14 protein-coding genes and 2 pseudogenes are annotated in these 23,702 nt (G+C 42.0%); 4 read left to right on the top strand and 12 right to left on the bottom strand.

Going from position 1 to position 23,702, the window contains the following annotated elements; all coding sequences use genetic code 11:
* Positions 1–6 precede the first annotated feature (6 nt).
* Positions 7–1,701, bottom strand: a complete 1,695-nt coding sequence (locus CYLST_RS32415; protein ID WP_015209731.1) for a TfuA-like protein — start codon at positions 1,699–1,701, stop codon at positions 7–9.
* Positions 1,702–1,709: 8 nt separating this feature from the next.
* On the bottom strand, positions 1,710–2,894 hold the full coding sequence (locus CYLST_RS20870) for a YcaO-like family protein (RefSeq protein ID WP_015209732.1): 1,185 nt from the start codon (positions 2,892–2,894) through the stop codon (positions 1,710–1,712).
* Positions 2,895–3,247: 353 nt separating this feature from the next.
* Here CYLST_RS20870 and CYLST_RS34715 point away from each other — a divergent pair.
* Positions 3,248–3,355 (top strand): annotated as a pseudogene (locus CYLST_RS34715) (IS1 family transposase); the annotation flags it as partial.
* Between the two features lie 114 nt (positions 3,356–3,469).
* Here the strand turns inward: CYLST_RS34715 and CYLST_RS20875 are convergent.
* From CYLST_RS20875 to CYLST_RS20920, 10 genes and pseudogenes are all read right to left on the bottom strand, one after another.
* Positions 3,470–3,826, bottom strand: a complete 357-nt coding sequence (locus CYLST_RS20875) for a Nif11-like leader peptide family natural product precursor (protein WP_015209733.1) — start codon at positions 3,824–3,826, stop codon at positions 3,470–3,472.
* Positions 3,827–4,270: 444 nt separating this feature from the next.
* Positions 4,271–5,119, bottom strand: coding sequence for a thiopeptide-type bacteriocin biosynthesis protein (locus CYLST_RS20880; RefSeq protein ID WP_015209734.1), 849 nt, complete (start codon positions 5,117–5,119; stop codon positions 4,271–4,273).
* Positions 5,116–6,129: a cupin-like domain-containing protein gene (locus tag CYLST_RS20885; RefSeq protein ID WP_015209735.1), complete on the bottom strand. Its 1,014-nt coding sequence runs from the start codon at positions 6,127–6,129 to the stop codon at positions 5,116–5,118. The genes CYLST_RS20880 and CYLST_RS20885 overlap by 4 nt, the downstream gene beginning before the upstream one ends.
* A 443-nt stretch (positions 6,130–6,572) precedes the next feature.
* A pseudogene (locus tag CYLST_RS20890) lies at positions 6,573–6,830 on the bottom strand (transposase); the annotation flags it as partial.
* Between the two features lie 475 nt (positions 6,831–7,305).
* Positions 7,306–8,646, bottom strand: a complete 1,341-nt coding sequence (locus CYLST_RS20895; protein ID WP_041233198.1) for an MFS transporter — start codon at positions 8,644–8,646, stop codon at positions 7,306–7,308.
* 174 nt (positions 8,647–8,820) lie between these two features.
* Positions 8,821–9,333, bottom strand: a complete 513-nt coding sequence (locus tag CYLST_RS20900; RefSeq protein ID WP_157162716.1) for an MBOAT family O-acyltransferase — start codon at positions 9,331–9,333, stop codon at positions 8,821–8,823.
* A 413-nt stretch (positions 9,334–9,746) separates the two neighbouring features.
* The gene (locus tag CYLST_RS20905; RefSeq protein WP_015209737.1) at positions 9,747–11,588 is read right to left on the bottom strand and encodes a hypothetical protein; all 1,842 of its coding nucleotides are present in this window, start codon (positions 11,586–11,588) and stop codon (positions 9,747–9,749) included.
* A 491-nt stretch (positions 11,589–12,079) separates the two neighbouring features.
* Positions 12,080–14,206, bottom strand: coding sequence for an NHLP family bacteriocin export ABC transporter peptidase/permease/ATPase subunit (locus CYLST_RS20910; RefSeq protein WP_041233787.1), 2,127 nt, complete (start codon positions 14,204–14,206; stop codon positions 12,080–12,082).
* 154 nt (positions 14,207–14,360) lie between these two features.
* Positions 14,361–15,803 carry an NHLP bacteriocin system secretion protein gene (locus CYLST_RS20915; RefSeq protein WP_015209739.1) on the bottom strand — a complete coding sequence of 481 codons (1,443 nt, stop codon included), beginning with the start codon at positions 15,801–15,803 and terminating at the stop codon, positions 14,361–14,363.
* Positions 15,804–15,895: 92 nt separating this feature from the next.
* Entirely contained in the window at positions 15,896–16,936 is a 1,041-nt protein-coding gene (locus CYLST_RS20920; RefSeq protein WP_015209740.1) for a cyclic nucleotide-binding domain-containing protein, read from the bottom strand.
* 600 nt (positions 16,937–17,536) lie between these two features.
* Here CYLST_RS20920 and CYLST_RS20925 point away from each other — a divergent pair.
* From CYLST_RS20925 to CYLST_RS20935, 3 genes are all read left to right on the top strand, one after another.
* On the top strand, positions 17,537–18,325 hold the full coding sequence (locus CYLST_RS20925) for a DUF928 domain-containing protein (RefSeq protein ID WP_015209741.1): 789 nt from the start codon (positions 17,537–17,539) through the stop codon (positions 18,323–18,325).
* A gap of 93 nt (positions 18,326–18,418) precedes the next feature.
* Positions 18,419–20,668 carry a CHASE2 domain-containing protein gene (locus tag CYLST_RS20930; RefSeq protein ID WP_015209742.1) on the top strand — a complete coding sequence of 750 codons (2,250 nt, stop codon included), beginning with the start codon at positions 18,419–18,421 and terminating at the stop codon, positions 20,666–20,668.
* Between the two features lie 309 nt (positions 20,669–20,977).
* On the top strand, positions 20,978–23,662 hold the full coding sequence (locus CYLST_RS20935; protein WP_015209743.1) for an NHLP bacteriocin export ABC transporter permease/ATPase subunit: 2,685 nt from the start codon (positions 20,978–20,980) through the stop codon (positions 23,660–23,662).
* Positions 23,663–23,702: the final 40 nt, after the last annotated feature.

Here is a 23,702-nt window from a genome sequence, read left to right on the forward strand (position 1 = left end):
GTAGAATTATTGTCTTCCACCTGCTTTGACAAATTCTTCTGGTGTACTAAAATCTAGCCAGAAAGCTACTTGGGCAATGTTACATTCTTGAGGAAAGGCATTTAGCTGACACCAGTTTTTCAGTTCGACTTCCCAAGGTTCGTTTTGTAGGTTGGAGGTTGAGAGTTGAACTCTTTTTTTGATGATTGGGTAAAACCCAGATAGCCTTAAAGCATCGGCAAAAAAGCTCTCAGCAACTGAGAAATATTTGCTCATCCCTCGTCCCCACCAGCGGGGGACATTGACAAAACCCTCAAGCCGCGCGATCGCATCCATCATCTCAGAAAACTCGGCTTGAGTAAAGGAATTGACCGATAGCCAAGCCTGAAACTCAGTCTCGTTAGTAATTCCCCGTTCTTGGAGAAAATGATGGCTGATTTTTTGGATAATGCTGCTTCTCAAATTCCCCTCAGCTTGGCTGTTTGTCTGTTCAGCTAATGCCCAGAGGGTGGCAATCTGACGGTATAGTCTGCGTTCACAATTTGCTAATAAAGCGACAAGCTCCATATCTGCGTTACTAGCAAAATTTTCTTTTTTACCGACAATCACCAAAATGAATCGATGCAGTTCCTCAACTTGTTTTACAAAGGCTTCGTCTGGGCTATGAACTTTGAGCAATGCCTGAATGTGTCCCAACCGCGCAACTAAAGCTGGCATTGCTGATGCATCTAAATCCAACTCATGGGGATGAGAACCCAAACCCAAAATTTCAGTGCTGTCAACCTCCGCTAAATCAGCCGCTGAGGGTTGCAGGTTCTGCTGTTGGGCTATAGCATCACACCAACGAAGTAGCCCAGCGAAATTACGCAACTGAATGTAAACTCTGCCGAGACATCGCGCTTCTTGGCAGATTTTTTCAGTCAGCGGTAGCCAGGAATATGCTGTAGGTAACGGACGAATCGCTACTCTAGCCTGAAGTTCTTCTATAAAAATGGACTTGTTAAGTTTGAATTTTGGCTGTTCATTTGCCGCAGTGTTACCACTTTCCCCATCCATAGCGGCTAGATGTTTCAGCAGTCCAATGGCATCTAACTGTTTTTGATCTACATATCCGCCATTTTTCACAAATTCCCTAAACTGGGCTAAAACTTGGGGATCTCCTCCTTGTGTTTCCGCATCAGTCACTGCTTGGGCTAAATGTCGTTGAGCGAAAAACTGCCCCTGGGCACAACTGATAATTAAATTAGCCTGAGCCGAATCAATGATGTTTTTGGACAGCGCATGGTTAACTGTAGCGCGGATGTTTACCAAGGCATCAGTCAGGGGTTGATACTGGGACTGAGCGCTGCTATGTAAAATCGCTACTTCATCATCCCCGATATACTGTCCCTCTCGGTAGGCTGTAAAAATAGAGCCAAATCCCTCCATGCCAAACACTTGCAGTTCAGCAGCTCGCAGTGCCCCCATGCTACTGGCACCAAATACCCGCACCCCTGCTTCTAAAGCCCAAAGAATTTCTTTATGCCAAACCGCAGTGCTGCTGTCAAAAAAACCGTCAATAATGCCAATTACGCGGGGTTGCAACCGCAGACAAGCCAGAATATCACCGCAACGGACAGGGGCAAGGTAACGGGCTGGTAAAATTTGACTAGCTTGGGTAAGGGATAGGGTGGGGCCAAGATAGATGAAAATTTGACTAGGTTCCAAAGAATTCGCGTGCATATTAAGCCTTACAAAGACGTAGGGAGATGCATTCCAGGTACAACGACATGCACCACGGGAATGTCAAACTCCGATCGCGTATGATTGACAAAGACGGCTTGGTTAAACCCTTGAGCGCTCAAACAATTGAGAATTTGTTGAATTTCTGCGGCAAAGTTTGAGGTAAGGGCCAACTCAGGCTGAGTTTCAAAATCTATGCGGGTAGCGATCGCTCTTTTGCTGCTAGAATTCAGGGCTGGGCTACCCGGTAACTTGACTTGTCCAAGGGCATAGGTGTCTAAATTAATATCATCCCGACTGCCTGCAATCATCGTCACCCGCGACTGAGCCGCTTCGGTAATCGCTCGTGCTAAGGCAATCTCTTTGGCACTGTGGCATCCCCACCCCAGGGCTGTAGGACGATGATGCCAATTTTCGCGATCGCTAATTAAGCATTTATAGGTAGGTATCCCCACAGTTAAGGTTAAATCAGTAATCACGGCTGTTGCCCCGGCAAGTTGAACTTGATTGAGTAAAGATTGCAACAGCGGAGAGTTGATGCTCTGACTATCAACTAAACAGTTAATTCTTTGCTCTAGGGGGAGGTGCCACCAACGCCATTCGGCTTCGCGCTCAATGACTTCAAACAATCCATGTGCTAGAGCCTCCAGCAAATGGTTTCCTGAGGCTAGTCCATTGCTAGAAGCGCTGAAGAGATGAGTATCACGGTTTTCAGTGGTGGTGTCTAAATCAAGATATGCTTGAGGTACATAAACGGGTTGATTCGTAAATAAATCAGTCCCACAAATCCAATCTAACGGTTTAGTCGGATGATAAAATGGCGATCGCTTACCAGGCTCTAAAACTCTAGGATCAATCGCCTGGTGATTTCGACAAATTTCTTCATATGAGGCAACCATCTCTGGCTCTCTTAAGTTTTCTGCGTGATAAGACTCAACAGATTCCATCACCGCTGAAATCATTGCCAACAGCAGTGAAATTCCCTTGCCTTGAGAACCGGAAAAGCCTTTGCCATTAGGGCGAATTGCTTGAGCAACAGGAATACCAATGCAGTCAAGCCCAGTAATGTCTGCAACACGCGTAATGCCGAAAGCAGGTAGAAGTTTTTGTAGCCGCTCCCAAGTGGAATCGGGTTCTTCAGTCCGAAACGTACCATCAAGATTCAGCTTAGGAGCAGTCAGATTTTGCCACATTCCCTTGTTTCGTTACTCAATCATTACTACAAGTAACACTATATGCTTCACACTTTATCTAATCAGCTAAACCACATCTAGTTTGCATAATATTAAATTTTACATTTCTTGTGGGGTGGGCGTCGCACTACGTGCCGCTACGCTAACGCCCGCCCAAAATATACAAGTTACAGCAGATTGCAGTTAACATGTAAGCACCTCCATTTATTTTCTGGAAGTGCTTTAATCTTTTATTTCTCAGTCAGGCGTTGCATAATAGCAGTATGAATTGAGGCGAATCCTGATGGATTTTCCAAGATGTGGGTCTTCTGATAACCATAAGAACCGAAAAAATTAACATAATCACATTTGTTGTGATTAATGAAAAAACTCGTTTGAGACCCTATTTGGTTCCTATCCATCAGAAAACATTGTGCTACTCTAAAACCGAGCAAATGCTGAGGCATTCTGTTCAATTGTGATTGCACTACCTCAAATATCGTTCTGTTTCTTTACCAGCCTAGAACATACCTTAGTTTAGCAACGCCCTCAGTTACTACCTGAGTTCGGACTCGGACCACAAGCTTAAATCAAAACTACCAGCAACACATAATTGTACTTCCTGTGCCGATTGCTCCACCAGCCACACTTTCCAACTCTTGTTCTGACAATTCCCGGTTAGTTGGTCTGGCTTTAATACCGTTAACACTATTGAGAGAACGGATATTCACAGATGGAGCAGAAGTTGACAAACCTAGAACCTTTCTTTCGGTGGAAACCATCACGGCTTTCACGTCATCAAGGGTAAAATCAAAACCGTTGGCCTTACCTTGTTCAACAGCTAATTGACCAAACTCATCTGCTTCAGTAGCATCCAAAGCCTGACGCAGCGCCGCATTTGCTGGTTGCGTTAAAAAATTTTCATGGTATTCAACAAAACTTTGCTGAGACATTATGCACTTTCCTCAAAATAGGATGATTGGCGTTTCTCTGAGCATCTGGAGCTAGGTAGCTAAATCTAAACCTGGGTAATTAACTTGATAAGTGTTATTTCCCAATCCTTAGACAACAGGTACAACAGATTAATTGCTTAAGTTTTAGATTAATCAATACAATAATTACTTAAAGTGTACTCCGCTGTCTAGACAGTTTTGGTAAAATTTTGTGACGGAATAAAAATCAGATACACAGCGTTATTTTGTTTGAAAGTCGGCGCATTAAAATTTAACAATAGCGACAAAGTAAGACTTTCATGCTCTTATCTTCTTTGGGATTTCCAAGAAATAAATTATCCATCTTGTGGGGTGGGCTTCTAGCCCGCCCGGAATATTGTAAGTGTGGGGACACCCATCCCACAAGAAAATTTGGGATGTTTTTTTAATTGGAAGTCCCTTTGTTTAAAGGGTTCGGAGTATAGCTTCAATCAGCCTGCCTGAATGACGCCAATCGAACCCGTGGCGGTGAAAATTAAACATCGCCACTGTAGCGAATATATCAGCCAGATTCTGAGTCAATTGACCAATATCCTGGAGATTAACTAATTCCTTAGCCAGAACGTCGTTAGCTGTCGCGTATAGTTGCAATACATCTGCTTCTTGCCCTTTAACGCATCGAGATTTACACAAAGTTTCAATAGAAAACAGTTCAACTGCGGGAATTGTGGTTCCAGGAGGTGCGGGAATCAAAGCCCCTAAGCTGCGCCAAGCTGCCTGCATAGATACCTTATCTAACAGGCCACGGGTAAACAGATCATTCGACAAAGTTGTTAAAAGTAAGTCTTTGGGGATAACACTCAGGTTATCTCGATAGAGATAGTCAAGGATCAGCCACATTGAAGTGTCTACGTCGAAGTGTTGATGAACCCACTTCATGGCTGCAAGCCCACCAAATCGCTCTGTTTCCGGCTGATAGTCGCTAAAAAAAAATAGATTAATAAAATTCTCACGCTCAAGAGTATACATGAGATCGGAGAGTTCTGCGATCGCGATGCGGGTGCTCTTGCCCATCACCTCTTGCTGCTCCACTTTTATAAAAAACCGCAGCCGGACATCTGGGGGTTTTCTCATAAAGAAGAACCAGCGCAGCAAACCACTGTTCCGCCAGTGAGTCACCAGGGGTGCGATTTGAGCAAAAAGGGCACGAGCGCTCGGTAGTGCCCCCTCCTGATGCCTGACAAGTCCCACATTGAGTTGCACCCACTGCCCGTTTTCCCAGTCCTGTTGAGTTGAATTTAATTTATTAGTCATCTCAAACCAGCAACTTGTTTAAGAATCGCTTCACGTCTTCTCAACTCCCGAATATTCTTCACAGGCTCAAGGCCAAGATATTGCTGACGAATCATTAAGCATAGATAGTTTAAAGCCGCCTGGCGATCGCTTTCACTCTCATAGAATGAATGGCTTACGGCCTCTAACCTGTTCAACCATTCTAGATGATGTGACTGAACTTCTGTCTCATCGCTTAGTAACAGTGAAAGGGACTGAACATCAACCGAAGGTGCTCGAAAAAGTTCAGCCAATCGACGATTATAAGCATTGCGCCCCAAACGATAAGCAATCGACATAGCAGGTTCCAAATATTCAATATAATGCCAGATCATCATCGGCATAAAAATGGTTTCACCGGGGTGAAGCACCACATCAAATGCATTGGTATATCGGAGAAAATCTGTTTTTTCCGCTTCTGACATCTTCTCTAAAAAAATGCCACTTGTACGGCACAGATTAGACTGATCAATGGCATCTAGCTTTTGAGTTTCACGCGGATGAATCAGTACAAATCGCTTTGTGCCAAAAACTTGAAACAACAAGACATTACGCTGATCAGCATCATAATGTAAATGAGCATAGTTATGGCTCCCAGCGACAAACATATTGGAGTAGAGATCGCTACCATCACCTAAGTCTTGGTATGAGTTAAGGGGCAATAACTCAAGCAGCTTTTGGGGTGTAGGATACTCAGCACAGATATCAAGACTGGTAGGTTGTGCTTGTAAAAAGTCAAGATATGCGCCTAAGTTCATCATTCGCTGAACATCGGCTGATGTTGAATCTAGCAAATGAGCAATGTAATTTGGACAAATTTGAATTGGTATATCAGTGAGTCCTGTTCTTACCTTCTCTAGGGTATCCATCTGACGCAGTGATGAATCTTCAAAGAAGTTGGTGATAATTACCGGGCGTTGGGTCAGGATATACTCTCGGTAAAACACATCTGCTGGTGGTGCTTCGATACGGTCGATGTTGTTGAGAACCATGTTTTTTTGTTGGTAATATGCAGTAATGCTGCTTTAAGCCAGCTTATCTTGTCAACCTTTCTTTTCTTGACTTAACATCTACGGAATTAAGAACAGGTGGTGGACTAATCCAATATTTTAGATACATTTAAGCGCAATACCTGTGAATGAAATCGATAATCAAGAGCAAATTTACAAATTTTAAAATACTATGGAAGCAGTATTTTTTTAAACGCCCTCGCAATCAAGTAGAACCTTAATAATTATCTACTAACTGAAATCTAGGTAAATATATAAATATTCTAATTCAAAAGTTTAAGTAAACCAACTATTACAGGGTGGCGGAAATAAACAGACTATTAAATAGCCAAAATTTTGCCATTATATGTCCACTTAAAAGATTTAGCCATTGTTTGATTAAAATAGTCGATAAACTGGAGGATTCTATTTTTCAAATCATCCTAACTAAGGAAACTTGCTCTTCTGAGTAACTTGCGAACCAAAATACTGAACCAAATTTCAATTTGATTAAGCCACGAAGAATGTTTGGGTGTGTAATGAAAAATAATTCGATGTGCTGGGTCACTTAAAAAAGCCGCACGGGATTTCATAGATTTGAGGATGCCACTTTGACCCTTAATACCCAAGTCAATATCCAAACCTTCTTTTTCTGCAACCAGGCGCACCAATGATTGAGACTGGTGAGTATTCAGGCAATCCATAATTTTAACCTGATCATTTATTCTCCCACATATATGGTCTGTTTATTTCCGCCTACCTGTACTAGAGTCAGTTAATAAAATTCCTGTAACTAACAAGGAATCAATTGCAATTGATGCTATCAAACAAAAAATTAAGGAGAATCCAACGCTCAAACAGCGGCTAATTAGTGCCTCAAAAGCAGGAGGTACAGAGGCATTAAAAGCAATATTTGATCACCCTGTCATTGGCATTTCTATCGAGACAATAAAAGGGTTCTTAGAAGCATAACCAGATCATTAACGCCCGAGAAAACCTTTTCTACTGTACTAAACTAATTCCTCTGGCACAGGACTGATGGGTTGCGGTTTGAGTGACATATCCCTTACGATCCTGGCTATATATAGTGCCAATCTTAGAGTGACACTCTACAGAACTCCTGTCTACTTTTGACTTCGCCAACAGCATCCGATTCGCGTCAAAATTGCTTCTAAGCTGCTACGCAGATTCTCCATTATTTACAAGTCCATCTTGAAAGTTGACTTGTGCTTCTGATACCAAAATAGCATCAGGCAGTTCATCTTCTACTTGCCGCAGAGGGGGATAGAGATAAGCAAAAAAGGTTGACAATATTAACAAAAAGCCTAAGACGATAAATAATAAGTCAATGCCATGACCTGAACCTACTCCAATAATTTGTCCTAGGCTTCCTGCTAAGAAACCATCGACAGCCATTAAAGGTTCAAAAATATACTCATCTATCGGTCCGGCAATCAGAGCAGCCAAAGGCAGGCTTGACAAAGATACCATTCGTTTTAAAGAAAAGACTCTTCCCTGAACCTCCGGTGCAACTTTCATTTGCCAGATCGTTTGGGAGCAAGTACGGTAAATCGGCACACCGAAAGAGAACAGAAATGCGCCAAAGCACATAACTAACATAGAACTGTGCCATACAAACATTATAATGGCTGCCGCTGACAGTATAATATTAACAAACATCCCCATAACACGATGCTTTGGTCCTGACCAAGCAATCATCAGGAAACTGCCCATCAGCATAGCGAAACCACGGATAGATTCGATAATGCCTAACTGTATGGGTGTGAAGAAAGAGAGTATTAAGGGTTGTAACAGTACCATTACGATTCCTAAAAACAGGTTAATTGTAGCGGAGTAAATCAATAGTCCCAGTAATCCAGGTCTGTTGGTAATATACATTAAGCCATAGACTAGTTCTTCCCATAAAGAACGCCTTTCTTGTGAGCCTGTAGTAATAGTTTCTAGTTCTGGGAAGCTAACACAGAGTAAAGTGATCATTGCAAAGCCGAAGGTAACGAAGTCGGCTACAATAACACCCCGCAGTCCTACTATGCCAAGTAATACTCCAGCTAGTGAGGGAGCAATGAGTTGAGCTATACTACTTCCCAAACCTACCATTGTAGTAGCGCGACTCAACTGCTCTTTAGGAATCAATAGAGTAGTAGCCGCTGCATAGGCAGGCCACTGAAAAGCACTGAGGGAGGAACTAATTGCTGTAGTTAAATATATATGCCATACTTGCAGATTACCAGTAGCTAGCAATATGGCGATCGCCAGAGTACATAAACCACTGCCAAAGTCGCTGATAATCATCACCCAGCGTCGGCTGTGGCGATCAACTATAATACCAGCTACAAGGGAAATTACTACCAAAGGTAGAGTTTGAGACAGAGCAATCAGAGCAAAGTTGGTGACTGACCCTGTAGTTTGGTAAACCCATACTCCTAGCGCAAAACCTGTCAGACTAGAGCCTATTAAGGAAATTAACTGACCAGCCCAGACGAATATGAAAGTTTTCATTTTAAAAATATTTATTGCTTTTTTACCTAATTTTTGGACTTTGGACAAAAATAATGGTCCGCGCAAAATTAGACTCTGGAGCGCAATAGGAATCATTACTGCCGAACAGTTAGGTGATGTTGTCAATGGTGCCGTTGTTGTTGCGGTCTAACGTCGGCAAGGCATTATCCGGCTTTACCCACCTTTTGCCAGGGAATACTTATTGTTTACTTGCTTGTCAACTTGACGTTGTAAATCCTGTTCCTCAGAGCGCGGCAGGTAGGTGAGGGAACTCAACTCCTGCAACTGTACCCCGAAGTGGGTTAACACAGAAAAGTAACCCTGTGGGTTAAAGGGCAGCACGATTCCTTTCAACCCTACTATGGCTTGCCAAAGTGCGATCGCATCCCCGACGCTGTGTGCCTGAAAAAACACCCAGATGAACAACAAAGCTATAAAAGTCACGCTCCATGCCAACCACTTTGGTAAGGAAATCCCCTGCTTACGCCACCACTGATCAAGGCACAGATACGCCCCATGCAGTCCACCAAACACCACAAACGTCCAGTTGGCACCGTGCCACAGTCCAGCCAGCAGCATGGTAATTATCAGATTAAGATACTGGCGGATTTCTCCTTTGCGGTTGCCGCCCTGGGGAATATACAGGTAATCTTTGAGAGAAAATTGAGATAGAGAATACTCAACAATTTACGCTTAGTCATTCAACCTTTCATATTCTTTAATTTACTAAAACCTTGGCTCAGAGTTTTTCCAGTTTCGCATTTATTGATTGGATTTATAACACTAATTGCATTGATGAATCGAATGCGAGGTGCTATTCCAAATACCTGAGAATCTGAAGATTTCTTATTTTCCTCTGCCTAGAGTGATAGAAGAGCGTTAGGGACTTCCAACTAAAAAAATATTCCATCGCTTTGGCGAACATGGGAAGCAGGGGGCGTAGGGGAAGAATCTAATAATCATCTTCGCTTCCAAAATTGAATAATTTAATTTCTGGAAGTCCCTTACTCTTCTCTATTAATTGTGAGGTATATCTTGTCCTAAAAGGTCAATATTTACCTCAAAGCACAACAACAAAGCTAGAAGTGACTGAAAAGCTATCATGCCTTTGATTTTTTTGAACATTCCCATTTGTAGATCTGCTGATGTACTATTGATGAAGCAATGTAACTCCTAAGTATTGTCCCGCCATTGTCTCTCAAGTCTAAATCACTGGAGGGAATCAGCTTTATGCACTCATCGCATGCCCAGAACAGAAATAGGCTAGTTGATACGTAATTTTGAAACGAGTAACAGCGCATAATGGACTCACAAAGATCACTGACGAGCTGAGATAATGAAGCAACAGCTTCAGAACAAGTAATCCGATCACCAAAATTTAAGTTTACGGAAGAGTAATTTTGTTTTGCTGCCTCACTACACCAACGAAGAATAGTCTTTGAGCATCTTACTAAGTCAGGCGGAGACAGGATATGAGAAATTTGGGGTTGAGCTATCTCTCCAGTCCACTTGAAAAGCCGCTGCTCCAAGTCGGGTAGTCTCATTTCCCTTATTCTATTCCTAGACCACTTTCTGATCTCCTCTTTGGCATTTGCATACAAGATCAAATCCAGTGGTCCATGCTTGTCATAGAACATCATGTTTTCAACTACAAGTCGAACAAATTCGTCAATATTTAATTCTTCACCAAACAGAATAAACTCAGAAGAGAACTTAAGTTCTTCAATTTCAGGTGAGTTCAGCACAGCTTCTTTCCACGCTTGAACTTGTTTGTTCGATAATTGTTTGGTTTGTTGCTCAATTAGTTTTACACCATCAAGTGCTGGTTCAAAAATTTGCTCAATTGCATCAGCAATAGAATGAGACTGGGCTGTGAGCACAGAGATGAACAAATCTCCGTTGCTCTGCTCTTGTCTAACAAGAATTTGCTGCAAGAAATCGGACATATTTGGTAAAGGCTCTTCTAGTAGACCACCTGGATTATCGAAAGCAGAGTGGAAAGCTATGATTAATGAGCTTCTAGAGTGTCCTTCAATAGTGCGAAACCTGTGATGTATTAAAGAGCCTGCTGCAAAAACAATTGTTGTTGGCTCATTATCATTGGACACTTCTACTACGCTAGGTAATAGATTATTCTTAATTTTTTTTTGGAATTCTAAAGCTTGTTCGATTGAATTATTCGTAACAAAAATAGAAGCGTTTTCGGTTGACCAGATCGTTCCATCTTCGGTTACATAACAATTCCTAGCACCCTTGTGCGTCCCTGGGAGATAAACGAAGTTTTGTCCTTTGGGTCCTGATACTTGGTGTTTTTCCCAGGTTAATAATACCTTGTATTCATCATTGAAGGGCGTATTGTCGATATGCAACATATTATCTTGAGCGCAAACAACTATTGGCTCTGCATCTTTCGCTCGTGCATCGACGATTCTTATTGGTGCACCGATTTGGTAAGCTATAACCCCGATGACAAGAGGGTGTAAAAAAGCACTTTTAAATAAATGATTCTCAAGAAACTCCGGATGATTTCTCAGGTTCAGGTAAGAATGAATTAGACCAGTGCTTCCACACTCAGACATTAATTGATCATACTGCTTTACTAATTCTGCGAAGGATGTATTTGCTATAAGGTTTGCAAATACTATCGCTCCTTCTTCGTTAACCGTCTCTACCAACTGGCAGAACCATTTAGTAAACTTATCAGATTGTTCGCTGCCATAGCTTGTCGTCCATGATGCCCTTAATCTGGCAAGCAAAAATTTTCTAAAGCTATCCTTGTTTTCTCTACCTGAGAAACGCTTGTATACGTGTACAGCACGGAGATTATGTTCCTCAACAAGTTCAGGATAGACTTTCTCGCCAAGTACGCAGTGCTTATGTAAAGTAATTATGTCATTAGGACTTAATAGAACTGTAGATCTCAGTCGATCTATCATCTTCATAACTTTCTATCCCTTTATTATTCATCACCCAGTGTTAAATCTCGCATTTCGCCGGTTGAAAATTAGGTTTGTGACACAGGTATGCCCTCCGAAGATACTTCGATGTAACATTTTAACGATTTGTTCTGTCTACACGACCACTTAAAGCTAGTGCCATTAATTGGTGGAATAAACGCTGATGGTAAATTTAAGGTTAATTTTCGATGAAAATATTATTAAAGATTAGTCCAGATTAGTCCAGCAAAAAGCCAGGATACTTAAGAAAATTAACAGAAGTTTTATAACTGGAGTTTAGACTAGTTCGCGGTGCGAAACTCCAAACCTTTATGGTGATTGATGTACATTAAATATAAGCGCACCCACCCAAAACTTGAGCAGGAAATTTATAGTACTTTTGAACTGAAAATGTCCTCAGGGCAATCAAGGATGCGATCGCGCAGCTGTAATCTCCAGGATTTAAGCAAGTTAGCATCAAAAACCGAGCCACAAACCTACAGCAACACACTCGATTTTTCCGACTGAAGCAACCGCGCATAAGACCCCCCAGTCTGTAACATCTCTTGATGAGTACCACGCTGCACCACTTGACCCTGTTCCAGAACAATGATTTCGTCACAGTCGCGGATAGTGCTCAAGCGGTGCGCCACAATAATACAAGAACAACCCCGCAACCTTAAATTACGGTCAATAATTTTTTCTGTTTCTGTATCTAGAGCGCTAGTTGCTTCATCCATAATCAAAATTGCTGGATCATTCACTAAAGCACGAGCAATTTCTAGGCGCTGACGCTGACCCCCACTTAAATTGACAGCACCCTCAAGTAAGTTCCCCTCATATCCTCCCGGTAAAGCCAGAATAACTTCATGAATTGCCGCATCAGTGGCAGCTCGCACTAACTGGTAATTCGACACTGTCTCATCCCATAAGGTGAGATTATCTCGGACGCTACCAGCATACAAAAAGATTTCCTGCTCTACCATCACCAGTGAATTAGACAATACCGCTCTAGGAATTTGTTCTCTAGGAATACCATCAAAAAGAATTTCTCCTGACCAAGGGTGGTAAAGTCCTGCTAATAATTTGGCGACTGTAGATTTACCAGAACCACTACCACCTACAAGGGCTACCCGCTGTCCTGGTTTTAGTTGAAAACTCAGGTCTTTAATTAACGGACCATCTACCTGAGAATAGCCAAATGTGACATTTTTTAACTCTACATATCCCTTGAGTTGAAAAAATGATCCATCTTGTAGCGGTTTGGCTGCTAATTCAGGATCTGTGGGATTCCGCAAAACATCATCAAGACGATTGAGGTCTCCTTCTAGTTCTTGTAGGCTACTACCAAAAATCACTAAAGAATTGACTGGATTTAGAAAGCTTTGCATTAAGCTTTGGAAAGCCACTAACATGCCGATGCTGAGGTGTCCATCCATCACTCGTAATCCCCCCATAATTAAAACTAAAAGGGAAGTTAAATTTGTGAGAAATGTCGGTAAAATGCCGAGTATTTGATTGGTAATACCTAAGGATTGCTGACCGTTAATAAATTTTGTATAGTAACCAGACCAACGGGAAAAAAAATCAGACTCTAATGCTGATGCTTTAATAGTTTCCATGCTCTGGAGAGCAGCAATTTCTGTCCCCGCAACTTTACCTTGATCTTGGATCATTCGCATATAAATATCCCGACGCTGCTGGGAAATGCCCTGCAATACCAAAATATTAATTGCTGCCGAGCAGATGCCAAGAATCGTGAGAACGCTATCATAAGCCAACATTACCAGGGCATAAAAAACCACCATCACTACATCAATTACAGTTCTGGCTAACTGACCGGAGAGAATTTCTGCAACTTTAGTATTAATCATCACGCGATTGCTAATTTCTCCGGCAAACCTTTGGGCATAAAACCCTACTGGTAACCGCAGAATATGGTGCAGGAATTTACCAGACATTTCTACTGATAACTTGATATTGAGTTGTCTCAAAAAGCGCCGTTGGATTAATGTCAGTAATGTTTGCACTATCACAGTTATTGTCATACCCAAAACCAGCGGGCGCAACCAGTCGGTGCGGTTTTCTACCAGAATATTATCAACAAAAATCTGGCTGAATACTGGTAAAGCTAAACCAGGAATAACGAGAAAGAATCCCGCTAATAAGCAATATAAAATAGCTGCCACAGAACCCTGTAAGCGGTCTAAAAGTGAGCCGATCAGGCTAGGTTTCCGACCTCCTATTTGGAAATCTGTTCCTGGTTCCATCACCAGTACAACCCCTGTGTAGGCTTCATCGAATTCCTGAGTTGATACTCTGCGTGAACCTGTGGCGGGGTCATTGAGATAAACCCAATCTTTTTTAAATCCTTCTACTACTAAGAAATGATTAAAATTCCAAAATACAATGTATGGTGGACGTAGTTCTTGCAATTGTGCCAATTGCTTTTTAAAACCTTTTGCTTGCATTCCATAGTTTCTGGCAGCTTTGATCATATTAGAAGCTTTGCTACCATCACGAGAAACACCGCAATTTTGCCGTAGTTCTGCTAGAGGCACTATTTTTCGATAGTAAGCCAAAATAATTCCTAAAGCGGCAGCACCACACTCTACAGCTTCCATTTGTAGCAGGGTAGGAGTTTTGACACGTGGGGGAATTTTGCCTTGCTCTTTGCCTAGGTTTGACGTAGATGCTTTTTTGATGAAGGGATTAAGATTTTGAATTGAGGATAATAATTTCTGAATCAATTGCACAAGATCATCCCCTAAAATAAGTTTAGTTAATACCTGTAAATTCTCTTAAAATAGGCAAGACATAAGTAATTGGTGCTTGCTCTGTCACTTTCACCCGAACACTGGTAGTTGTGCCAGCAGAGATGTTTAATTCTGGTCCCTTGGAAGAAGACCATTTATAACCGCTCAATGTAGATGCATCTATTTCCATTTCTGCACGTACTTCTATTTCACCTCCTCCAGTCGGCATGAGTTTTGCCACTAAGTCAGAATTGCCAACAACAGAATTAGCACCTTCTTTCGTCACAGGTAAGGGGGAAACAGAGGTAATCTTGCCAACAATGCCACCAAAGCGTTCTCGCTTCACAGAGTCGGGGGTGATTTGCACGGTCATTCCTGGTTTAATCTGCTTACCATCTTTGATGTCAAAGTAGGAGACAGCAATCAGTGAGGTGTCTTTACCGCCGGTGTTCAGTGTCATAATCCGAGTTCCCGGGCTAGCAACTTGTCCCTCAAAAGCTGTAACTTCTAGTACGCAGCCACTGTTAACGCTGACAATTTGGCTATTTTCTGCTACTTGTTTTTCGAGTTGTGCGATCGCACGATTAACTTCTTGAATTTGATTGAGTCTAATATTGAGATCGACCAAAGTATCTTGTTCTAGACGTTTACTTCTTGTATCCAGTTCTTTCAATTGAGCTTGAAGATCGCCCACAGAACTAAGATTTCCTAAGTATCTTTGTTGAGCTTCTGTCTCGCTCACGTCTAACTGCTTCAGTTGCGCTCTGATATCATATACACTTTGGAGTCCCTGTTTATATTCTTGCTCTGCTTGCAAAACCGTATCTTTGGCTATTGCTCCAGCATTTAAGAGTTGCTGACGCTTAAACAATCTATCTTTGAGTATGGGTGCAAGAGCTAATGTATCATTTAGGCGTTGCTGCAAACTAATTCGCTGTTGTCTAATGGCATTTAAGCCTTTTTCATAAAATGCAGGTGTCAACGCCTGAGTATCCTGCAACCGTTGGTTTAAACTAGCTTTGGCAGATGCGATCGCCACTTTTTCCGTATCGGTGCGTTGTCGTTGAATCAACTGCATATATTGCTCTTGTGTCTGCAATTGCGACATTTTTGAACGCTGGGACTGCAATTGCTGCTTGAGTTCCGTGGGGTCAATTGTGGCTAATATGTGTCCTTTTTCGATGCATTCACCAGTCTTGACATTCAAAGTCTTCAATTGACCAGATATCGGGGACTCAAAAGTCATCACCCGATAAGGTCGAATTAGCGCCCCCTTGCCAATCACCGTGATGGGAATGCGTCCAAAAATACTCCAAATTAACCCAAGCACCACTAAACCGCCCAGAGTAGCCAAGGGTATCCAATCCTTTGGACTAACTACCTGCATTAGCTGATCCAGTCTTTCTGGAGACGATAAACGCTCTAGTGACTCCTTGCGAAATATACTGTCTCTATTTTCAGCCATGAACGGTAATTGGTAATTGGTAATTGGTAATTGGTAATGGGTAATGTATTCTCTTCACCACACAAAATTTTGAATTTTGAATTTTGAATTGTTTAACGTTGTCTGTTAAGACGTTTAATCATCCAATCAAATCTAGCTCCAGCTAGGGCTGTGTTGTCTAAAGTATCTAAGTTGAGTTCATCTTCAACTTCGATATCTTCTGCTAATAGTTGGTTTAGTTGATCAGCCAGCTTGCCAAACCCACGCCGTAATAGTCTGTCCCGCAGGCGATCCACCAAAACTACAGCGATCGCTCGATAAAAGCGTGCCATAAATCCTGTATCTTGCTTCAATTTTTCAGCTAATATTGGCTGTGGTAATGCCAGCAATAAAGAAAATTCTGATGCCTTAACTGTAGCAGAAGCAATTCCAGTTTCCACAAAAGACATTTCTCCTAAAATTTCCCCCTTGAATGATTTAGCGATTTCTTTTTGGGCAATTTCACTCTGTTGAGTAGAAACAAAAATTCCCAATGTTCCATCTAATAAAATATACACTGCCTCAACGGGTTTTCCTTGCTCAATCAGCACTGTACCCGGAGTTACTTTCTGACTTTTTCCTTGAGCAATCATCCAATCAATATCACCATCATTCAAGATGGCAAATACAAATAAAACTTTTCGTAGTGGCTCCCCCGGAACTACGTTGTGCTTTGCCAAGAAATCAGAAAGACTCCGTAACTGCTGCGACAGCGAGACAGAAAGCATTTGATAAAAATGAGCAGCAAAATCTGTATCTTGCTCCTGCTTTTTGAGCAACAAATGTTTTGGCAGAGCTAACACTCGTGAGTTTTCTAGAGCAATAACAGTGCTAGAAGAGGGACGATCATCTATAAAAGATAAAGTGCCCACAATCTTGCCAGGAGATATGCGATCGATTTCTTGCCCATCGTCTACGCCTCCTGCTTGGGAAACAAAAACTGTTAATTCTCCCTCTAATAAAATGTACAGTTGATCAATGGTCAATTGACCTTCTTGAATTAAAAGTTCACCAGTATGGCACTCGATGACTTTGCCCACACGGAGCATCCAATCAATGTCACTTTCCTTGAAGGTAGCAAAATTAGGAAAATTAGCTAGAATTTGTCTGAGCATAGTATTCAAGCTGTTTATGAGAGAATAAGTAGGTGGGCGTAAATATTGGTCGTTGGGATTAGGTAATGGGTAATGGGTAATGGGTAATGGGTAATGGGTAATGGGTAATGGGTAATGGGTAATGGGTAATGGGTAATGGGTAATGGGTAATGGGTAATGGGCAAGAGGGTTTTAGAATATTTCAAATTTGTTTACATAGTTATCTTTATTTATGCCTTTCTACTTATCTAATAAGAGCATGACTTCGGGTTAATAGTGACACTGTTTGCACCCGATAATACTAAGACATCGGCAGTGCATTGAGAAGAATAGAGTACTCTCTTGACTATCCCGCCTAGTTGTTTTCAACACAACCGTTTTTGCTTCACAGCGGGCATACTGTTGATACTAGGTAGTCGTTGCAACTTTTATTAGCCTACTTGTACAAGTATCAGTATTAATTTATATCAGCAAATACTATTAACCAAAAGAAAGTTCGCTTATAATATCATGTCAAGCTGAATACTAATTATTACCGTATAATATCAATTCCTACAGCATACCCAGAATAAAAGTGAAATAGATTTACAAATAATTAACAAATAATTAACTGGACTTAATATGACTTGGATAAATAAAGTTCTGCATCTGACAACAGTTCCCTTCTCTCTAGGATTATCGATTATTTCTGCTTTCCCCGGATTGGCTGAAGCTGAATCGCAGCTAAGTTTAACAGTTTCACCGGCAGTTAAGAACTGGAAGATTAGTCAAAATTTTATCCCACCGAATCGGGGAACGCCCATGACTACTGCTGGAGGAGGAACCCGTAGTTCCTGTACTCAACAAAGTAAGAAGGTGTTAACCCCCTTAATACCTCAGAAAAAATTGGGCTTGACCCTGAGTGAGCGCCCAAATTTCTACTGGTTTGTGCCACAAATTACTGCACAAACTGCGGAATTTTCACTACTAGATAACAAGGGAGATATAGTCTATGAAACGACTTTTGCGCTTCCTAGCAAACCGGGAATTATCGGGTTTAGTCTCCCATCCAATGCGCCAAGCCTGGAAGTTGGTAAACAGTATCAGTGGTATTTAGCGATCGCTTGCCGTCCTGAAGAAACAGATGAAAAGCTGATTGTCTCCGGGTGGGTAGAACGAACCAAAGCCACTCCAGAACTGTTGATCAAGCTAGCGACCACAGATTCAAAGCAACTTTCAAGCGTTTACGCCACAGCCGGTATTTGGCACGAAGCTCTGAATACTGTAGTCCAGCAACGTTGTACTTCCCCCAAAGAACGCACAGTATTCGCTAATTGGCAAGCATTATTAAGCTCTGTAGGGTTAAAAAATGTAGTTGCAGAACCGCTGGTTAATAGCTGCACATCCAATAATAAGGGACTTCCAATTTAAAAAATATCCAATCGGTAGGGACACAGCATTGCTGTGTCCCTACAAATCTATGATTACTGGATAATTTATTTTTTGGTATTCCCTAAGTAATTTATGTGGAGTCAACTCAAACGAAAACTTTGGCAATGGCGCGGTATCTTCATCGCTGCTCCGAGTATGGGAGCATTTGTGCTGATATTGCGCTTAACTGGACTGCTGCAAATGTTGGAATTGGCAGCGCTGGATCAAATGTTTCTGCTGCGGTTTCCGGAAGCTGTTGACTCGCGCATTGTCATTGTGGAAATTAATGAATCAGATGTTCAAACACTGGGAAAAAGTGGACAGTGGCCGCTTCCTGATGGCATGCTGGCAAAAATTTTAGAGAATTTGAAACAACAAAAACCAAGCGCTATTGGTCTTGACCTTTATCGAGATTTACCAGTGCAACCTGGTCATCAGTCGTTAGTCAAAGTGTTTGAGTCTACACCAAATTTAATTGGTATCCAGAAAGTCGCCGAAAGTATCGATAGTTCTGCTGTTGCTCCACCTCCAGTGTTAAAAAAGCGGGGACAAGTTGGAGCCAATGATTTTCCGCTAGATGGCGATGGTAAAGTGCGGCGTAGCTTAATTTATTTAGCCGATAAAAATGGCGAAAATGTGTTTAGTTTTGCTTTTAAACTTGCCTATCTTTATCTCAATGAGCGAAATATTTCTGTTGGGCAAACAGAAGATTATTTAGTAAAAACAGGTGATGTAATTTTCCCATTATTTCAAGGGAATGATGGTGGTTATATCCGGGCTGAAGACCAAGGTTATCAGGTACTGCTAAATTATCGCAGTTCTATTCAGCGCTTTCAACGCATATCCGTGATGGATGTGTTAGATAACCGCATTCCTAAAGACTTAGTACGTGGGCGGATTGTTTTGATTGGCCCCACATCTGAAAGTCTGAAAGACCTATTTTATACACCTTACAGTAGCACTATTTTAACAGCACCTAAACGGATGGCTGGAGTAACGATTCATGCCAATGCTATCAGCCAAATTATCAGCGCTACTTTAGATAATCGTTCTTTAATTAAGACTTGGAGTAAGCCCCAGGAATGGTTGTGGATTTTGAGTTGGTCATTGATTGGTGCAACCTTAATTTGGCAACAAAGATATAGTGGCAGTTCTAAGAAGCGATCGCTATTACCTATTGCGAGTATAATGCTTTCGGGGTGCTGTCTTGTAAGTGTTAGTTATCTGGCTTTTCTTACAGGTTGGTGGATTCCAGTAGTTCCACCATTAATAACATTAATTGGGTCGGCACTCGGTGTGACTGCTTATGTCGCGCACACAGCAGGGGAGATTCGTAAAACTTTTGGTCGTTATCTAACTAAAGAAGTGGTCGCCAATTTGCTGGAAAATCCTGAAGGTCTTAAACTTGGCGGCGAACGCAAAAAAATTACCATGCTCACTTCGGATCTCCGAGGTTTTACAGCTACGGCTGAACGATTACTGGCTGAAGAAGCGATTAAAATTATTAACCTTTATCTGGGATATATGGCGGATGTGATTACCCAGTATCAAGGAACTATTGATGAGTTTATGGGCGATGGGATTTTAGTTTTGTTCGGCGCTCCGATTGCGAGAGAAAATGATGCCACTAGAGCCATTGCTTGCGCTGTCGCTATGCAGTTAGCAATGAAGTCTGTGAACGAAAAAATACAGCAACTGGGATTTCCACAATTGGAAATGGGCATTGGGATTAATACTGCTGAAGTGATAGTAGGTAATATTGGCTCTGATAAACGTACTAAATATGGGATTATCGGTCATCAAGTTAATTTGACTTATCGGATTGAATCTTATACTGTCGGCGGACAAATTTTTGTTTCGGAATCAACCATTAATGAAGCTGGTTCAATTGTCGAAATTATTGGACAAAGGGAGGTACAAGCAAAAGGGGTGAAGCTACCGATAACAATTTATGATGTTGGGGGAATTGCTGGAAACTACAACCTTTATCTTCCTAAAGAAGAAGAAGAAGTGTTTTTTAACTTGCCGACAGCAATTTTGCTAAATTATACGGTCTTGGATGGTAAGAATGTGGATGGCACCGTAATTAAGGGTAAGTTAGTTAAGCTTTCAGCCAAGGGAGCACAAATCTGCTCGGAATCGACTGCATCCGCTGTGGTTTTACAGCCACTAACTAACATTAAACTTAACTTTTTTATGTCTGAAAATGCGGAAGATAGCGAAGATATATATGGTAAAATTTTAGAAAAACCAGATGAAACTGATAGTTTTTATATTCGCTTTACTAGCATTCCACCAACAGTGGAAGCAGAATTGAGCAGGATACGTTTATTGGAAAAATAAGTTAGATAAGTTTGCCAAAAAGTAGACTTTAGGCTGAGAGGATGTTTGAAAAGTATCAAAATTGATCGAGATCCCCCCAAACCCCCTTAAAAAGGGGGGCAATAAACTCTTAAAGTCCCCCTTAAAAAGGGGGATTGAGGGGGATCTACGAGTGTTATATTTATCACAAACAACTTTTCAAACATCCTCTGAGGTTAGCTGTCAAAGATGTTTAAGTTATTTTTGCCTCACAACCTTAAACAGAAAGCTTAATTTATATCAAAATTTTATTGATATTTTGTTACACAACCGTTGCGAAAATAAACCCAGATGAGAGATTCCCAGTTACGGCTCGAAGGTAGCCAGTCCTTAATATTGGACGATCCACAAATAGGTTGGCGGATTGAGTCGGGTGCGATCGCACTATTTGTCGTTCCCAGTAAACTAGGGATTGAGGAGTCACGGCGTTATCTATTCACTGTGGAAGCTGGGGAAGCGCTGTTCGGGATCGCAGGGACTTTAACCTCGGAGGGCAATTTCTATCAAATCCTGGCAGTAGCGATGGCAGAAACGGTGCTGTTGCAGCTAACGCCCCAAGACTGTGAGCAATGGATGAGTGTGGGCAAAGATGAGGCAGAAAAACTGCTAGCGTCGGTTCGGACTTGGTGTGCACATATCTGTGATCATCATCTAGTCATCCCACCAGTTATCTTCAATCCTGACAAAATTCAAACTTGGGAAAGCATCCAAACTATACTGAGTGAACTTCACAGGGATTTTATTGCAGTTCTGGCTCAACGGCAACAGGAAGAATTAGCAGCGAAATTGACTCAATTTCAAGAACGGGAAAAACTCAACCGTCAGGTAACAGTGAGTGCCTTGGGAGCCTTGGCATCAGTTCTGAAGCCAAAGCAAGCTGAATTGATCGAGGAAGGTACATCTCTGCTGATGGCAGCAGGAGCCGTGGGGCGGGCGTTAGGAATTAAGATCCAACCGCCGGCGCGTTCAGAAGATATGCAGCGGATTAAAGAACCACTGGAAGCGATCGCACGAGCATCCCGAATTCGCATCCGACGGGTGTTGCTGAATGACCAATGGTGGAAAAAAGATTGTGGCCCCCTACTGGCATACATTAATGCTGATAACCGTCCTGTGGCAGTGCTACCAGTAGCAGCAGACAAGTACGAAATATTTGACCCAGAGAATCATGCTCGCATCCCAATTAGCGATCGCACTGCGAGGATGCTGGCTCCCAGTGCCTACATGTTCTATCGCCCCCTACCAGATAAATACTTAAAAGTTCTTGATTTCTTACAATTTGCCGTACATGGGCAGATTAGAGAACTAATAATCATCCTGCTGACAGGTGTCGTCGCTGCTCTGTTAGGGATGTTAGTTCCCCAAGCAACTGCCATCTTAATCGATTCAGCCATTCCTGATGCCGACCGAAGCTTATTAACGCAGATCGGATTTGGTCTATTAGCAACTAGTTTTGGCACAATGGTTTTTGAACTAGCTCAAGGGTTTGCCCTGCTGAGATTAGAAAGCAAAACCAGCACCGACACCCAAGCAGCACTATGGGATAGATTGTTAAACCTCAAAGTCTCCTTCTTTCGAGAATATTCCATTGGAGACTTACAATCTCGTGTCTCTGCCATCACTCAGATTCGCCAGAAACTCAGCGATACTGTACTGCGGACAATTTTCACCAGCTTTTTCTCCCTCCTCAACCTAGGACTGTTATTTTTCTACAATTCAATGCTGGCTTTAGTTGCTCTAGCAGTAGCAACACTGACCATCATCATCACCACCGTCTCCGGCGTGTTTACCCGCCAGAAAATGCGTCCATTAGAAGAATTAGAAGGAGATATTTTCGGACTCACCGTGCAGATGATTGATGGAGTATCTAAACTGCGAGTCACCGGTGCAGAAGACAGGGCATTTGCCCATTGGGCAAAAAAGTACAGTCGGCAACTAAAACTCAAGCTGAGTACAGAGTTGATTGAAGACGTATTAGCTGTATTTAATACAATGATGCCAACCGTCAGCTCGATCATGATTTTTTGCGTTGCCGTATTCTTGATTTCCCAAACTCAAGTTCCGGGAAAAACAGGATTATCTACAGGCACATTCCTCGGATTTAATACAGCATTTGTGATCTTTATCAGCGGCGCCACGAAGCTGAGTAATACTCTAGTCAACATTGCAGACATCAGCATTCTCTGGGAACGGGCCAAGCCGATTCTTGATGCTCAACCAGAAATCGACCTCAGCAAAACCGATCCTGGGCGGTTAAGGGGTCAAGTCAAAATCGAGCACATCACATTTCGTTATCGGGCAAATGGTGTCTTGAATTTAGATGATGTAACAATTCAGGCAGAACCAGGAGAATTTATTGCCTTAGTCGGGCCATCTGGCAGCGGGAAATCAACAATTATTCGCCTATTATTGGGGTTTGAAACTCCAGAAAATGGCTCTGTATACTATGATGGTCAAGACTTATCAGGAATAGATATCTCGGCAGTCCGCCGACAAATTGGTGTTGTATTGCAAAACGGTCGAATTAATAGCGCCTCGATTTATGACAATATTGCTAGCGGTGCATTGGTGACAATGGACGAAGCTTGGAAAGCTGCACAGCGGGCTGGATTTGCCGATGATATTCAATCAATGCCGATGGAGATGCATACAGTCATTTCTGAAGGAGGTTCAAACCTTTCTGGTGGACAAAGACAACGACTGTTAATCGCCCGTGCTTTAGTATTAAATCCGAGAATCCTGATTTTTGATGAAGCTACTAGCGCTTTAGATAATCGCACCCAAGCGATAGTTAGTGAAAGCTTAGATGAGTTGCAGGTAACACGGATAGTTATTGCCCATCGCCTCAGCACCATTCGCAACGCTGACCGAATTTATGTGCTGGAAGCAGGTCGAATTGTCCAGCAGGGTAAGTTTGATCAGTTAGTGAATCGGCATGGTTTATTTGCTACGCTCATGGCGCGGCAAATGGGATAAGGACTTCCAGATTTTTTCCGGGGAGAATCTACCTTAAAGA

Source organism: Cylindrospermum stagnale PCC 7417, from assembly GCF_000317535.1.
GTDB lineage: Bacteria > Cyanobacteriota > Cyanobacteriia > Cyanobacteriales > Nostocaceae > Cylindrospermum > Cylindrospermum stagnale.

What these genes read in the sequence shown, in the direction of transcription:
- CYLST_RS32415 (WP_015209731.1), bottom strand. Translation starts at nt 1,701, where the DNA reads ATGCACGCGAATTCTTTGGAACCTAGTCAAATTTTCATCTATCTTGGC.
- CYLST_RS20870 (WP_015209732.1), bottom strand. Translation starts at nt 2,894, where the DNA reads ATGTGGCAAAATCTGACTGCTCCTAAGCTGAATCTTGATGGTACGTTT.
- CYLST_RS20875 (WP_015209733.1), bottom strand. Translation starts at nt 3,826, where the DNA reads ATGTCTCAGCAAAGTTTTGTTGAATACCATGAAAATTTTTTAACGCAA.
- CYLST_RS20880 (WP_015209734.1), bottom strand. Translation starts at nt 5,119, where the DNA reads ATGACTAATAAATTAAATTCAACTCAACAGGACTGGGAAAACGGGCAG.
- CYLST_RS20885 (WP_015209735.1), bottom strand. Translation starts at nt 6,129, where the DNA reads ATGGTTCTCAACAACATCGACCGTATCGAAGCACCACCAGCAGATGTG.
- CYLST_RS20895 (WP_041233198.1), bottom strand. Translation starts at nt 8,646, where the DNA reads ATGAAAACTTTCATATTCGTCTGGGCTGGTCAGTTAATTTCCTTAATA.
- CYLST_RS20905 (WP_015209737.1), bottom strand. Translation starts at nt 11,588, where the DNA reads ATGAAGATGATAGATCGACTGAGATCTACAGTTCTATTAAGTCCTAAT.
- CYLST_RS20910 (WP_041233787.1), bottom strand. Translation starts at nt 14,206, where the DNA reads ATGGAAGCTGTAGAGTGTGGTGCTGCCGCTTTAGGAATTATTTTGGCT.
- CYLST_RS20915 (WP_015209739.1), bottom strand. Translation starts at nt 15,803, where the DNA reads ATGGCTGAAAATAGAGACAGTATATTTCGCAAGGAGTCACTAGAGCGT.
- CYLST_RS20920 (WP_015209740.1), bottom strand. Translation starts at nt 16,936, where the DNA reads ATGCTCAGACAAATTCTAGCTAATTTTCCTAATTTTGCTACCTTCAAG.
- CYLST_RS20925 (WP_015209741.1), top strand. Translation starts at nt 17,537, where the DNA reads ATGACTTGGATAAATAAAGTTCTGCATCTGACAACAGTTCCCTTCTCT.
- CYLST_RS20930 (WP_015209742.1), top strand. Translation starts at nt 18,419, where the DNA reads ATGTGGAGTCAACTCAAACGAAAACTTTGGCAATGGCGCGGTATCTTC.
- CYLST_RS20935 (WP_015209743.1), top strand. Translation starts at nt 20,978, where the DNA reads ATGAGAGATTCCCAGTTACGGCTCGAAGGTAGCCAGTCCTTAATATTG.